13 protein-coding genes are annotated in these 13,653 nt (G+C 65.6%); 5 read left to right on the forward strand and 8 right to left on the reverse strand.

Features of this window, described 5'->3' with window-relative positions; genetic code table 11:
- Positions 1 to 22: 22 nt before the first annotated feature.
- Both ACMX2H_RS12025 and ACMX2H_RS12030 read left to right on the forward strand, forming a co-directional pair.
- Entirely contained in the window at positions 23 to 1,435 is a 1,413-nt protein-coding gene (locus ACMX2H_RS12025; RefSeq protein WP_414960724.1) for a purine-cytosine permease family protein, read from the forward strand.
- A gap of 7 nt (positions 1,436 to 1,442) precedes the next feature.
- Positions 1,443 to 2,084, forward strand: a complete 642-nt coding sequence (locus ACMX2H_RS12030) for a cyclase family protein (protein WP_414960725.1) — start codon at positions 1,443 to 1,445, stop codon at positions 2,082 to 2,084.
- A gap of 49 nt (positions 2,085 to 2,133) precedes the next feature.
- Here the strand turns inward: ACMX2H_RS12030 and ACMX2H_RS12035 are convergent, their stop codons facing one another.
- Genes ACMX2H_RS12035 through ACMX2H_RS12050 form a run of 4 tightly spaced genes read right to left on the reverse strand, consistent with a single transcriptional unit; the run spans position 2,134 to position 5,938 of the window.
- The gene (locus ACMX2H_RS12035) at positions 2,134 to 2,562 is read right to left on the reverse strand and encodes an ATP-binding protein (protein WP_414960726.1); all 429 of its coding nucleotides are present in this window, start codon (positions 2,560 to 2,562) and stop codon (positions 2,134 to 2,136) included.
- The gene (locus tag ACMX2H_RS12040; protein WP_136785911.1) at positions 2,555 to 2,887 is read right to left on the reverse strand and encodes an STAS domain-containing protein; all 333 of its coding nucleotides are present in this window, start codon (positions 2,885 to 2,887) and stop codon (positions 2,555 to 2,557) included. Before ACMX2H_RS12040 ends, ACMX2H_RS12035 begins: the two co-directional genes overlap by 8 nt.
- Positions 2,871 to 4,823: a glycosyltransferase family 2 protein gene (locus ACMX2H_RS12045; protein WP_414960727.1), complete on the reverse strand. Its 1,953-nt coding sequence runs from the start codon at positions 4,821 to 4,823 to the stop codon at positions 2,871 to 2,873. Before ACMX2H_RS12045 ends, ACMX2H_RS12040 begins: the two co-directional genes overlap by 17 nt.
- On the reverse strand, positions 4,820 to 5,938 hold the full coding sequence (locus tag ACMX2H_RS12050) for a SpoIIE family protein phosphatase (RefSeq protein ID WP_414960728.1): 1,119 nt from the start codon (positions 5,936 to 5,938) through the stop codon (positions 4,820 to 4,822). The genes ACMX2H_RS12045 and ACMX2H_RS12050 overlap by 4 nt, the downstream gene beginning before the upstream one ends.
- Positions 5,939 to 6,022: 84 nt before the next feature.
- On the opposite strand from ACMX2H_RS12050, the gene ACMX2H_RS12055 reads away from it, so the two are divergent.
- Positions 6,023 to 7,753, forward strand: coding sequence for a sensor histidine kinase (locus ACMX2H_RS12055; protein WP_414960729.1), 1,731 nt, complete (start codon positions 6,023 to 6,025; stop codon positions 7,751 to 7,753).
- A 125-nt stretch (positions 7,754 to 7,878) separates the two neighbouring features.
- Here ACMX2H_RS12055 and ACMX2H_RS12060 read toward each other — a convergent pair whose 3' ends face one another.
- Both ACMX2H_RS12060 and ACMX2H_RS12065 read right to left on the reverse strand, forming a co-directional pair.
- Entirely contained in the window at positions 7,879 to 8,460 is a 582-nt protein-coding gene (locus ACMX2H_RS12060) for a sugar O-acetyltransferase (RefSeq protein ID WP_136785908.1), read from the reverse strand.
- 116 nt (positions 8,461 to 8,576) lie between these two features.
- Entirely contained in the window at positions 8,577 to 9,797 is a 1,221-nt protein-coding gene (locus tag ACMX2H_RS12065) for a glycine cleavage T C-terminal barrel domain-containing protein (RefSeq protein ID WP_414960730.1), read from the reverse strand.
- A 430-nt stretch (positions 9,798 to 10,227) separates the two neighbouring features.
- Between ACMX2H_RS12065 and ACMX2H_RS12070 the strand changes: the two genes are divergently transcribed.
- On the forward strand, positions 10,228 to 10,749 hold the full coding sequence (locus ACMX2H_RS12070) for a CarD family transcriptional regulator (protein WP_414960731.1): 522 nt from the start codon (positions 10,228 to 10,230) through the stop codon (positions 10,747 to 10,749).
- A gap of 120 nt (positions 10,750 to 10,869) precedes the next feature.
- Here the strand turns inward: ACMX2H_RS12070 and ACMX2H_RS12075 are convergent, their stop codons facing one another.
- The gene (locus ACMX2H_RS12075; RefSeq protein WP_414960732.1) at positions 10,870 to 11,640 is read right to left on the reverse strand and encodes a pullulanase X25 domain-containing protein; all 771 of its coding nucleotides are present in this window, start codon (positions 11,638 to 11,640) and stop codon (positions 10,870 to 10,872) included.
- A gap of 145 nt (positions 11,641 to 11,785) precedes the next feature.
- Complete coding sequence (locus ACMX2H_RS12080; protein WP_414960733.1) at positions 11,786 to 12,832, reverse strand: NAD(P)-dependent alcohol dehydrogenase; 1,047 nt, start codon at positions 12,830 to 12,832, stop codon at positions 11,786 to 11,788.
- A gap of 101 nt (positions 12,833 to 12,933) precedes the next feature.
- Between ACMX2H_RS12080 and ACMX2H_RS12085 the strand changes: the two genes are divergently transcribed.
- Positions 12,934 to 13,629, forward strand: a complete 696-nt coding sequence (locus ACMX2H_RS12085) for a TetR/AcrR family transcriptional regulator (RefSeq protein WP_414960734.1) — start codon at positions 12,934 to 12,936, stop codon at positions 13,627 to 13,629.
- The last annotated feature ends 24 nt before the right edge of the window (positions 13,630 to 13,653 follow it).

A 13,653-nucleotide genomic window follows, 5' to 3' on the forward strand; every position in this document is an offset into this window, starting at 1 on the left:
CCTTCTCGCACCTAGGACCCTCATGAATCTCTACCAGCGTCTGGACAACCACCTTCAACGGAACGCGGACGGCTTCGGCCCGATCCGCGGCACGCTGTCCACTCCCCGCATCGGCATGATCTGGCTGGCGGCCAACTTTGTGGTCACCACACTGCTCACCGGCACCCTCTTCATTCCCGGCATCAACTTTGGTTCGGCCATTTGGCTGATCGTCGTCGGCACCCTGGCAGGCGCGGTCGTGCTGACGCTGATCGGCAACATCGGTACCCGCACCGGCCTGCCCACCATGGCCATCACCCGGGGAGCCTTCGGCACCCGCGGCAGCCTGCTGCCGGTGGCCGCCAACGTGATCATCCTGATGGGCTGGAGCTGGGTGCAGGCCATGCTCGCCGGTGTCACCGTCAACTATGTGGTGGCGCAGTTGACCGGATTCTCCAACCCCATCCTGTTCGCCGTGCTGTGCCAGGCCATCGTGGTCTGCCTTGCCATCCTCGGCCACGAGGGCATTGCCAAGGTCGAGCCGTGGCTCGCCGTCGTCATCCTGGCGATCATGGTCTACGTCTTCATCACCGCCTTCACCACCTTCAGCCCGGCCGAGTTCAACCAGATTGGCGTCGACGAGTCGCTGGGATACACGCAGTTTGTGGTGCTGGATATTGTGATCGCCACGGCCATTTCCTGGACGGTGCTGTCCGCCGACTTCAACCGCCTGGCCAAGTCCAGCCGCGCAGGAATTGTCGGGTCCGGCATCGGCTACACGCTGTCCACTGTCCTGGCCATGACGCTGGGCGCCACCGCCATCGGTTACGTGATCCTCTCCGGAGGTCAGCCGGCGGAATTCGATCCGACCGTGATCGTGGCGGCATTCGGTACGCCGCTGGCCATCGTGATCTTCATGTCCGTCATGGCCACCAACACCATGGTGGTCTACGGCATGGTCACCTCGATCGTGAACGCACAATCACGCTGGAAGCTGCGGTTCCTTCCGACGGCGTTGGTAGTCGGCGTCGTTTCCATCGCCGGTTCCACCTGGATGGCACTGCTGAACCAGTTCACCGACTTCCTCGTCATGATCGGCGCCTTCTTCGTGCCGGTGTTCGCCATCATGATCGTGGACTACTACATCATCAAGCGCCGCAGCTACGGCCGGGACATCCTACGGGAAGGCGGCGGAAAGTACTGGTACACCGGCGGGGTGAATTGGGCCGCGATTGCGGTGTGGCTGGTGGGCGCCGGAGCCTCCTACGTGCTGACCTACGTCTGGCCCAGCCCGGTCGGAGCCACCATTCCAGCGTTCGTGCTGAGCTTCGTGCTGTATCTGGGCCTCTCGGTCAAGAGCCGGGCACGCTTCGCCGGGGAACCGGCCGGCCACCTCGCGGAGCAGCCCGCGGCAGTGGCGGACGCCGACTCTTCTGCCCGGGGCACCGGAGATTGAGCTCGACGTGAAACTTGTGGACCTCACGCACCCGCTGTCCTCGGGGATGCAGGTTTTCCCGGGCGATCCGGAGGTGGCGATCGGCGGCGCGCTGACCATCGCGGAGAACGGGGTGGACGTGTCCGCTCTGCACCTGGGCAGCCACTCCGGCACCCATCTCGATGCTCCCTGCCACAGCATTGAGGGCGGCCGCACGACCTCCGACGTGCCGCTGGACGAACTGGTGGGCGAAGCCTTGGTGCTGCAGGTTCCGGACCTGGACGCCGGCGATGAGATCCGCTGGCACCACGTGGCCAGCCAGGTTCAGGGCAACGTGCCCAAGATCGTGCTGCTGGCTACCGGCTGGGACCGCCACTTCGGCACCGAAAGGTATCTGGATCATCCGGTGCTCTCCCATGCCGCGGCCGATGAGCTCTGGGCCAGGGGCATGCGGGTGCTCGCCGTGGACACGTTGAACCCCGACCGGACGTTGCAGCCTGCCGAGTCGTTTAGCCTTCCGGTGCATGAGTTGGTGCTGGGATCCGACGGCCTGATTGTGGAGAACGTCCGCCATGCCGCCAAGTTGCCCGCCCGGTGCACGGTGGGCTTCTTTCCGCTCAAGCTGACGGCGACCGACGGAGCCCCGGTCCGGGCCGTCGCGTGGCTTTAGCACGCGTCAGGTTAGAAACCCAGCCTTCGCGACGGCGGCGAGGGCTGGGTTAGGCGTCGGAAGCGTGGCGGCAGAGAACCCAGACGTTGTCCTCGCCGTGGCGCTCAAAGGTGACCGTGCTGACCAGGGCATGAATCAGGTTCAGCCCCCGGCCGGACTCGGATTCATCATCGATCTCCGACGGGTTCGACAGGCCGGGGCTGGAGGGTGCTGCGCCGATTTCGGAAATGCGCGCCTCCAGCCTGCGGGACCAGATGGTGATCTCCACGCCGAGTTGCAGGGGAGTATCGGAGGCTGGGACGGCGTGCTGGACCACATTGCTGGCGGCCTCGATGACGGCGGTCGAGAAAGCCATGCGGTCCATGTCCGGAACGAAATCGGCTTTCCGCCACAGCGTCTCGAAGTCTTCGTGCAGGGCATCCACGGTTGCCCCGGTCGCCAGGCCCTGACGCGTGCTCCGGGCCAGGACCTCAGGCATGGGGAAAGGCCGCATCGACGCTTTCGTACGGGTTCAACACGCGGTGCATGCTGGTTAGTTCCAGGACCATCTTGACCTGCGGCTGCACATTCGCGATCCGGAGGTCGCCGCCGGCCTGCCGGGCAATTTTCAGGCATCCGATCAGGGCTCCGAGGCCGGAGGAGTCCATGAACTCGGTGCCCTCCATGTTCACCACCACATGATGGTTTCCCTCGGCCACCACCGCAGCAACCACCTCGCGGAGCAGGGGAGCGGCGACCATGTTCAACCTGCCGCTGCCATTGACTTCGGCATAGGCAGGCGTGGTCTCAACGGTGAACTGCATCGACGTTCCTTTCCTCGGGAGTGAACCCTTTGTACCTGACAGCTTTGACCAGCACGCTCAGGATCAGCAAATCGAAGATGACCCAGGCCACGTTGACCAGCGTGCCCACCGGCTCGTTCAGGCCAGTGGCAAGCCGGACCGCTCCCACCACCAGGGCAACCAGCAGCAGGGCGATGGCAACCAGCTGGGGGAGAATCAGTCGCCAGCTGTTCCCTTCGGCCTGGCGGGCCTTGGGGGTGACGGCAAAGCCGAGCGGGCGCCCGAGCCAGACGTTACGGGCCGCCGTCGTGCAGGCCTTGATCCAGGTGGGGAAGAGGGCGAGGCTGTACTGCTGTCCCCGCCAAGTGCTGACCCCCTTGCCCACTACCGCGAACAGCAGCTGGTTGACCACCATGAACGGGATGAACCGGATGAAGAAGTCAGTGCTCAGGCTGCTGACCGGCAGGATGCCCAAAGTGAGGTAGATGACCGGGGCGGCGAAGTAGACCACGGCGGCAAACCCGCTGAGGTAGCTCCACATGGTGGAAAAGTACATCAGCCGCTGGCCGAGATTCAGCCCGCGCTGCGCCAGAGGGTTTTCGCGCAGCATGACCTGGATGGTGCCCTGGGCCCAGCGCAGCCGCTGGGTGAGCATGGTCTTGAGATCCTCGGGGGCCAAACCGTAGGCGAGGACCTCGTGGTGGTAAACGCTTTCCCAGCCCATCGAATGCAGCCGCATCGAGGTGGCCATGTCCTCGGTCACCGAGATGGTGGCCAGCGGCATCACCGGTTGGGCCTCGTCCGGGCGTTCCACAGAGACGGCGTCCAGCACCGCCTGCACCGAGCCCAGCGCCCCCAGCGGGGACCAGTCCCGCTGCGACATCCGTTCCACCGCCCCGTCCAGTTGGTCCGGTTCAGGCGTACCGAGCTCGCTGCCGAGATCCATGGCGGCGATCTCGGCCAGATCTGCTTCCACGGCAGCGAAGTTCCCGGCGACCAGTGTCCGCACGGCGCCCTCCACCTTGGTTCGGAGTTCGTAGGTGATTTCACTCAGCGAGCCGCCAGCCTTGAGTTTCTCGCGGGCCGCGTCGGTGGCCGCTTCCACCTCGTCAAGCAGCCCAGCCACCAGCGGGTCGGCCGCTTCAGGGGACCGGCGGGCCTTCCGAATGGCGCTCCGGGCTCCGGCCAAGGCGCGGTGGACGCCGCGCTCCACTTCCGTCACGTAGCCTGCAAGGCCAAGCTGCATCAGGGCCTCGCGCCTGAGCAGCGCATTGGAGCCGCAGAAGAACGCAGCGTTCCACCCGTCCTTGCCCTGCTGGATGGGCCCATAGAAGAGCGGAGCCTGGCTGCCCAACGGATCGTCGGCCGGGACATTGCTGAAGTACTGCGGGGTCTGGACCAGTGCGACCCGGCGCTGGTTGAAGTACCCCAGCGTTTTGTCGAGGATGTCGGGCTGCGGGATCTGGTCGGCATCCAGGATCAGGAGGAATTCCCCCTGGGTCACCATCAGCGCGTTATTGAGGTTGCCGGCCTTGGCGTGCCGCGGCTTGTCCGCCCAATCGCCGCTGCGGGTCAGGTAGCCCAGCCCGTGGCGCGCGGCAAGGTCGGCCAGTTCCGGTCTGGCGCCGTCGTCCAAAATCCAGGTGCTGTGGGGATAGCGGATGTCCTTCGCCGCCAGCGCAGTGGTCATGACCAGGTCCAGCGGTTCGTCGTAGGTGGTGATGAACACGTCCACGGTGGCGTCCGCTGGCGGCGGCGGTGCTTTGCGTTCGCGGATCCGCCACATGGCCAGGCCGAAGAGACCGACGTCGATCAAGCTGTAGGTTTCGGCCAGTACCAGGGGGACGGCAATCCACCAGGCGGACCAGTTGAGCGAGTCCAGCCAGCGCCAGGCCAGGTAGTTGACGCCCAGGATAATCGTCAGGACGATGAGCAGCCGTGTGGCGAAAGGTTTCACGGGGCACCCTCGGTGTGGTCAGGCGGGCAGCGGCGCAACATCACCGCGGTGACATCGTCGGCTACGGCGGTGCCGGCCAGCTCCAGCACGGCGTCGCATACCTCCTCCGGAGACTCGCGCCCGGTGGTGGCGACAGCCGCCACCGCGTCCATCGCCGCATCCACCGAATCGAAGGCATCGAGGAGTCCGTCGCTGAGGACCAGAAGGGAATCGCCGGGCGCCAGCAGCAGGCTGCCGGCAGTCCACATGCTGCCCGGCACGGCGCCCACGGGCGGGCCGCCCGACGGCAGGCGGCGCAGGCCGCCGTCGTACAGGTGCAGTCCCAGGCCGTGCCCGGCATCCACGTAGTCCACGGCTCCGCTGCCGGCGTCCAGCCGCGCATGGAAGATGGTGACGAAGGAGGAGGACTGGGCCAGGTCCCACTCCAGCGCTTGGCTGGCCGCTGCGAAGGCCTGGTTGAGGTCCGCATGCCGGTTGGAGGAACGCAGCACCGCGCGGACTGTGGCGGCAATCAGCGCCGCACCCATGCCCTTGCCCATCGCATCGGCGACGGTGAGCTGCAGGCCGTTGTCTGTGGCGCACCAATCGAAGAAGTCGCCGCCTACGTTCCGGGTGGGCCGGCACCGGCCCGCCATGTCGTAGTCCTGAATCCTCAGCGGTTCCCCGGGCAGCAGGCTGCGCTGGACCTCGGCCGCGCGGTCCTGATCGGCGCCGGGGGCCGCATCGACCGGCTGGGAGCGCGGACGGCGGAACAGCGCGCCGATCCGTGCCTGCAGTTCCCGGGGGCTGAACGGCTTGCTGATGTAATCATCGGCCCCGGTCTCCAGGCCGCTGAGCCGGTCGACTTCCTCCACCCGCGCGGTGATCATCAGAATGTAGGCGTCCGAGAACGCCCGCACCTGGCGGCAGACTTCGATGCCGTCCAGATCGGGCAGGTTCAGGTCCAAGGTAATGAGGTCTGCGCCGCCGGCACGGATCAGTTCCAGCCCGTCCCTGCCGGTTTCCGCCTCCGCCACGGTGAAGCCCTGCTCGGAAACAATCTGGACCAGCAGCCTGCGAATGTCGGCGTTGTCCTCGACTATGACGGCACGGCGGTTGTTGGGGACGGCTGGCATGTTTTTATTAAGGCGGTTATCTTCCCGTTTGTCACATCCGTCACTGCAGAAACCGCCCGTGACGACGATATTGGAGTCGCCGCCGTGGATAAAGTCCTCGATCTACTGATCTTGAACCGGGTTAAGTTCCATACGCTCTCCCTGCGCGGGCGGGTTGTGATGAGCCAACTGCCGCTGTCGATCACCATGCTGTTCCTGCTGGCGGGAACATGGATTTTCTATCCGCCGCTCCTGTCGGATCCGCAGTTCCGCCTCAGTATGCTGCTCAACGCGGCGCTGCTGGCGGCCTGTTTCCTGGTGCCCTGGGACAAGCTGCCGTACCCGTCATTCCTGCTCATCCCGCTGTTGGACTTTGTTCCGATCGCCCTGCTGCGCGAAGGTACCGGGTCAGTCCTGACCGGAGTGGGGCTGCTGGCCGCCTTCCCGGTGATCTGGCTGGCGGCCTCGGGACAACTGCCCAAGCTGTCCGTGATCGCCGGCGCGCTGGCGTCGCTGGCGATGGTCTGGATCCCGGTGTTCCTCGGGGACGCCGCCGTCACGTTCAAGGCGTTGACCCACCCGCTGCTGGTCCCGTTCATGATGCTGGCCATCGGCATCACCGTACGGGTGATGACGGCGAGCATGATGGAACAGCAGCGAGTGGTTGAAGCCAAGGACGCGGAGCTGCGCAGCCTGCTGGAAGCCAGCGGCAGGCGCGAACGACTCCTGTCGGCCGTCCTCAGCGCGGTGGATGTGGGCGTCCTCGCCGTCGACGAAGCCGGCAACACGATCCTGCGGAACCGCCGGCAGGAAGAACTGCGCCGTCTGGCGCTTCCGCCGGGGGAGGAGGACGCGCCTGAGTCCCGGCTGGAACTCTATGCCGACGGCGGCAGTACCGTGATCCCGGCCCAGGACAGGCCCATTCGCCGTGCTGTCCGGGGCGAGTCGTTTTCCGAGCACCTGATTTGGATGGGCCGGAAACCGCAGCAACGGGTCCTCTCCGCCTCAGCCCAGGCCATGCTTGACGACAGCGGCCGACGGGAAGGCACGGTGCTGGCCTTCAACGACGTCACCGAGCTGGTGGCCGCGGTGGATGCGAAAAACGAGTTCCTCTCCAGTGTGTCCCACGAACTGCGCACCCCGCTGACCTCCATCCAGGGATACGCCGAGTTGCTGTCCATGGCTCCGGACTTGTCGCCGAACATGGTTTCAGGGCTGGACACCATCACCAGGAATTCGGACCAGCTGCTCAAACTGGTCAATGATCTGCTCGGCACTGCGGCAGGCTTCTCGGAGCTGCAGCCGGTCCAGGCGGATCTGGCGGAAATCGCCGCGCAGGCCGTGGCCGCGGCCGAACCGAAGGCCGCCGCCGGCGGGGTCACGCTCAGCACGCATTCGCTAGGGGACCTGGAAGTGGTCTGCGACCCGGCCCGCGTCCGGCAGGTGTTGGACAATCTGGTGTCCAATGCCATCAAGTACTCCCCGCAAGGCGGGGACGTCACGGTCAGCTGCACCGAGGGCGACGGCATGGTGGAATGCCGGGTGGCGGACACGGGAATGGGCATGGGCGCCGAAGAGCGCAGCAACGTGTTCACCCGGTTTTTCCGCAGCCCGGAGGCCCGCCGCGGATCCATTCCCGGGCTGGGCCTCGGGCTGGCGCTCTCCAAGGACATCGTGGAACGCCACGGCGGGACCATCAGCTGCATCAGCGAGCCCGGTGCCGGGAGCGTCTTCACCTTCACCCTGCCCGCCGACGGCCCGCCGAGCACGGATATCGCGGACCACGGCAGCTCCAGCGGCCGGAGGCTCTCGGCCGGCGCGCAGCCGGGAGCCTAAGGTACGCGGAAGTATCGGGGCGCGTTGTTATCCCGCGGTGTCGGCCCGCGCTGGTTGCGACAGCGTCGGACCGCACGGTGGGCCCCGCTGCTGAGCCCGCGCGTTGAGAGTTCCAGATGCCGGGTTCAGATCTGCCGGACCACCCGGGCCGGACTGCCCACCGCGACCACATTGGCTGGAATATCGCCGGTGACCACCGAGCCGGCGCCGATCACGCTGTTCTCGCCGATCGTCACGCCCGGGCAGACAATCACACCCCCGCCAAGCCATACGTTGTCGCCGAGGGTGATCGGCTGGGCCGCTTCCAGCTTGTCCCTGCGCGGCTGGGCTTCGATCGGATGCGTCGGCGTCAGGAGCTGGACGCCGGGTCCAATCTGGCAGTCGGCGCCGATGGTGATAGCGGCAACATCCAGGGCGGTGAAGTTGTAGTTGATGAAGGTGCGGGGACCAATGAAGATGTGTTCCCCGTAATCAACGAACAGGGGAGGCTTCACGTAGGCGTCCTCGCCGAGGCCGCCCAGCAGTTCGGCCAGGATCGACCTCGCATTGTCCGCGTCGGCGACCACCGCACGGTGGTACTCGTCGGCCAGCCGCAGGGCACGCTTGGCCCGGCGTTCGCTCTCCGGGTCGTCGGCAATGTACAGGTCGCCGGCCAGCATCCGTTCGCGGTTGGTCCGGGTGTCCCCGGCAAAGTAGTCAGTGTCCATATCCTTGACCGTATCGCCGCCGACGGGCCTCGAAAAGGCAGGAACAACGACGGCGGAGCTCACCTGCGAAAGGTGGGCTCCGCCGTCGTTGGTGGTTGGCCGGGCAAGGGTCCGGTTCAGTCCTTGGGTGTCTCCTTGCTGGGATCGAAGAAGGGCTTTTGCACCACTGTTCCTTCGCGGACTCCCTCTGGTGTGTGGATGGACAGCGCGGTGCCCTCTTCGCTGAGGTCGAACGGCACCATGGCCAGGCCGATGTTGCGTTCCAGCCGCGGGGAATTGCAGGCGCTGGTGACTTTGCCGATCTGCGCGCCGCCGCCGACCGAGACCGGGAAGGGCTCGATCATGGAGCCGTCGTTGTAGCTGCCCAGCGGTTCGCCGTCGATATCCACCCCGACCAGCAGCCGATCGATGCCCTTCTCGCGGATGCGGCTTAATGCTTCCTTGCCAACGAAGTCAGCCTCCTGATCCAGGTCCACCATCCAGTTGTAGTCGTAGCCGACTTCCAGCGGGTTGGTGTCGAGCGTGATGTCGCAACCGTAAGCGAGCATGCCGGCCTCGATGCGGCGGATGTGGCAGGGGCCGATCACACGCAGGTCGTGCGGTTGACCGGCTTCCCAGACGGTGTCCCAGAGGCGGCCGGCGTTCTGGGTGGCGTTGTAGAGGTAGATCTCGTAGCCGATTTCACCGGTGTACCCGGTCCGGCTGACCACCACGTCCAGGCCGTTCAGCGTGTGGTGCTGCATGTAGTAGTAGGGCATGTCCAGGATCTGCGGGCCGAACAGATCGGACATCAGCCCCTTGGCTTTGGGGCCCTGGACCTGGACCGGGGCCACGTCCACTTCTTCCACCGTGACGTCCCAGCCGCCGGCGTGGGCCAGGCCCATGGCCCACAGGTGCACGTCGCTGTCCGCCAGTGACAACCAGAACTTGTTCTCCTCCACGCGCAGCAGGATCGGGTCGTTGATGATGCCGCCGTCGGCAGCGGTGATGAAGGCGTATTTGCACTGGCCCACCGCGCATTTGGTCAGGTCGCGCGGGGTCAACATATTGGTGAAATCGAAGGCCTGCGGGCCGCTGATCTGCAGCTGCCGCTCTACTCCGACGTCCCACAGGGTGACGTCGTTCAGCAAGGACCAGTATTCGCTGACCGGATCGCCATAGTGGCGCGGATGGTAGGTGTGGTTGTAGACGCTATAGGCCGCGACGCCGTGCTCCCGCGACTTCCAGAAATACGGGGACTTGCGCAGCCGGGTGTAGAGCGTGACGGCCGGATGGGGGTTGACGCGTGAATCGGTGCCGTTGAACGGGGCGGAGCCCGAATCGAGAATCTCCGACATGGGTGCTTCCTCCTTCGAGGTTCTGGCGCCAGCCGGACCTGAAGAAGTTGCGCATGATGCGCAGCTCTGCGCCATGTGAGACATCGTGACAGCTGCTCAACGGACCAGTCAAGGGTTCATACATACCCTTTGTGGAGCACTACTTCTGGGGCTCCAGATGACGCCGGTGATGCGTGCTCGCTGCGCCTTGTGGCCCGGCATTCCAAGGAACATAGACCTTCTGCGTGAGATAATGGAAGCAGCCAAGCTTGCGGGTTCCGGGCGTATCCATCCATGTGGAGACGACACGGTCCGCGTGCCCACGCAACCGATTTCCCGGGCATTTGCACCAGGGTTTCGTTGGTGGGACGACCGTCTGGCGTGAGGCCCTTCGGGCACTCCGTCCACTGATGTCGAGTGTGGCGCTCGTGCTGAATCAGAGGACTCTCGAATGCAATTTGCTGAAGGTCAATCCCTTGTCCATCCCCACCACGGTCCGGCTGTTGTCCGCGGCATCAGGACCCGGCTTTCACGGCAGCACGCCGAATGCCGCTACGTCATGCTCGAAATCAAGGACTCGAACCTCACCGTCGGCGTCCCGGTCGAGAACGCGGAAGAAATAGGTCTGCGGACTGTCTTTGACGAGGTGCAGATGCAAGCTTTGTTCGAAGTGCTCCGTGCACCCTCCCGCGAGGAGGACCCGCAGTGGTCCCGGCGATTCAAGGACAATCAGGAACGCCTGCGCACCGGCGACATCTTCGTCATCGCCGGCCTGGTCCGTGACCTGTCCCGGCGCCTGCAGAGCAAGGGCAGCATGTCCCACGCCGAGAAGGATATGCTGCAATACGCCAAGAAGCCGCTGGCGACGGAGATTGCCCTCTCCAAAGGCATCGGTCTGCAGGAGGCCGAAGAGATCCTGGACGCGGAGGTGGCCTTGCCGGTACCTGCGGCGGAGCAGCTGGTCAGAGCCTAGAAAACGTACGACGGCGGGCCGCACCTGACCCTTTTCCCTCACCTCCGGGTGCGGCCCACCATCGTCAGAACGGCGCCGGCTGCGAAGATTCTTCTCTCTTCCCGGCCGGCACTTTCAGCCTCAGGCCGGGGTCAATTGGGAAGCCGCCGCGAGGTCGCGGGTGGCGTGGTCGTAGACAATGGTGACCGCACCGCCGTCGTGCTGGAACTCGTGGTTGGCGCCGTCCAGAAGGCCGTAGGCGCCGTAGTTCTCCTCCCACGAACCGTTCAGCGCGAACTTGAAGGCGTAGCGCCCGGCGGGCAGTTCGCCGTCCAGCCGCCACAGGCCATCGGCTGGCTCGAAGCGCATCTGCACCGCATTGCCAGCGGGGTCCCAGTCCCGATCGGCTCCGAGCAGGACGCCGAAGTCGCCGACGACGGCCACGGTTTCCGGCTGGTCGGCGGGGCGTCCGGGATCCACAGCCGGGGCGGGCGCGTCCGGCGAGGCAAGAGGCTCTGCATCCACGGCCGGCGCGTCTGCCGCGGCAACCGGCTTTGCCTCAGCCGTCGCCGCCGGTGCGTCGGGCAGCGGGGTTCCTGCCTCGAGGGCCTCTGCCAGTTCGGACGGGCTGGAGAAGGCGACGATGGCCCGCAGCCCATCTTCGGTGACGGCCCAACCGCCGCGGCCCTTGGACATCCAACCCGCCTTGACCAACCGGGCGGTCGCCGTCGTCAGGTTCTTGAAGCCGCGCGGCACTCCGCCGCTCAGCAGTTCCTGTTCGTGGGCGGTCGGCGGCACGCGGCGCAGGGCTTCGCTAATGACCTCGCGGGCATCGGGGCGAGTGCCGTTGGCGGCCGCATCGGCCAGGATCTCGAGGACGGGTCTGAGTCGCAGTTGGGCATTGTTGGGCATAGCCGTGGCTCCTTCGCGGTGCAGCCGGAACTGGTAACGCTCCCAGTCTGGAACCCGGACGCCGTCAGCGCCACTGTTTGGCGTTGTATGTCGGAGCCACTGCGTCCTTTTGTCCGGTGGCTTCGCCAGCTAAGCCTGTCACCGGTTAGATGGTGATGACGGCTTTGCCCCGCACTTCTCCAGCGTCCAGTCGGCCGATGGCCACCGGCATCTGCTTCAGCGGGTAGGTCCGGTCGATGCTCGGGGTCACCTTGCCCGAAACGATCAGTTCACCCAGCCGCTCGAACTCCGTGGCGTTCTCGCGTGCCATGAACATGACAAAACGCTGCCGGCTGAAGAGGGACAGGAACATGCCGCCAATCGGCCTGAACAAGCCGCCCGTCCAGCGGTCGCCGCCCTCGCCGCCAACGATGACTGCCGTGCCGCCAGGGGCGAGTGCCCGGCGCAGGCGCTTCAGTGATGGGTTGCCGGCTGCGTCAATGATCACGTCGTAGCGGCGGCCCTCGGCGGCGAAGTCCTGGCGGGTGTAGTCGATGACGGTTTCGGCGCCGAGACTGCGCACCAGGTCTGCTTTGGCAGCACTGCAGACACCGGTGACGGTTGCGCCCATCGCGACAGCGATCTGCACTGCGTAGGTGCCTACGCCACCTGAGGCGCCGGTGATCAGCACGCTCTGACCGGCTTGCAGTTTGCCGGCGTCGCGCAGGGCCTGCAGGGCCGTTGTGCCGGACACCGGAACCGCGGCCGCCTGCTCAAAGGTCAGTGCGGCAGGCTTTCGTGCCAGCATTTTCTCCGAGGCCACCGCGTACTCGGCGAAGCAGCCCTTGCCGAAGCCGAAGACCTCGTCTCCGACCGCGAACCGTGTGACGGCAGGGCCCACCGCGGCTACCGTTCCCGCAACATCCAGCCCCAGGATCGGATTCTTGGGAGTGCGCCAGCCCGACACCGCGCGGACCGGGTAGGGCAGTCCTGTGGCCATATGCCACGTTCCGCGGTCCAGCCCGGCCGCGCGGACCCGGATGAGCACCTGGTTGTCGGCGATGTCCGGCACTGCGACGGTGTCCAACTGCAGCGCATCGGCCAAGCCGTACTCGCGCTGGACCATGGCGCGCATGGTTCGGTCCGGTGCGGGGGCCTTGCTTTCCGACGGGGGTGTCTGGGCTGCCGGCGCGGAGGACTTTTGCGATTCCATGGAGGTTTCCTTCCCGAGGATCTGACGGTGGAGCTGCTGATGGGTCGTACTTTGTACGAAGTTATCGTACAAAGTACGAGAATGCTATAGTCACGGGAACAATGACTGAAAAATCTGCTGCTCCAGAACGCCCCCCGCTCAGCCGCGAACGCGTGGTGCAGGCCGCAATGGCCATCGCCGATGACGGCGGGCTTGCCGGGCTGACCATCCGCTCGCTGGCCAAGTCCCTGGAAACCAAGCCGATGTCTCTGTACCACTACGTGCGCAACAAGGACGAGATCCTGGATGGCATTGTGGACGCCATCTTCAACGAAATCGAGTTGCCCGTCCCGGGCGGCGAGTGGAAGGCCGAGCTAAAGCGGCGCGCAATCTCCGCCCGCGAAGTGCTGCACCGGCATCCGTGGGCGATTGCCCTGATGGAATCCCGGACCGTGCCGGGCCCGGCGAATCTTCGCCACCATGACGCGGTCCTCGGTACCCTCCGAGCGGCCGGTTTTTCGCTGTCCTTGGCGGCTCACACCTACGCTCTGCTGGACGCCTATGTGTATGGCTCAGCTCTGCAAGAGGCATCGCTGCCGTTCGACGGACCGGAAAGCTTGGCGGAAGTCGCCGGGCCGATGGTGGAAATGTTTAGTACGGGGGACTATCCGCATCTGCAGGAGTTTGCGCTGCAGCACGTTCTGCAGCCCGGCTACGATTTTTCCGAGGAGTTCGACTTCGGTTTGGACCTGATCCTCGACGGCCTCGCCGCCCATTTGCCGCGTCCCGTCGGTGGCGTCGAGGCAGCGGAGGCCTAGCGCGCTTGTCCTGGCCGCGTCGTC

Source organism: Arthrobacter sulfonylureivorans (genome assembly GCF_047607445.1).
GTDB classification, from domain to species: domain Bacteria; phylum Actinomycetota; class Actinomycetes; order Actinomycetales; family Micrococcaceae; genus Crystallibacter; species Crystallibacter sulfonylureivorans_A.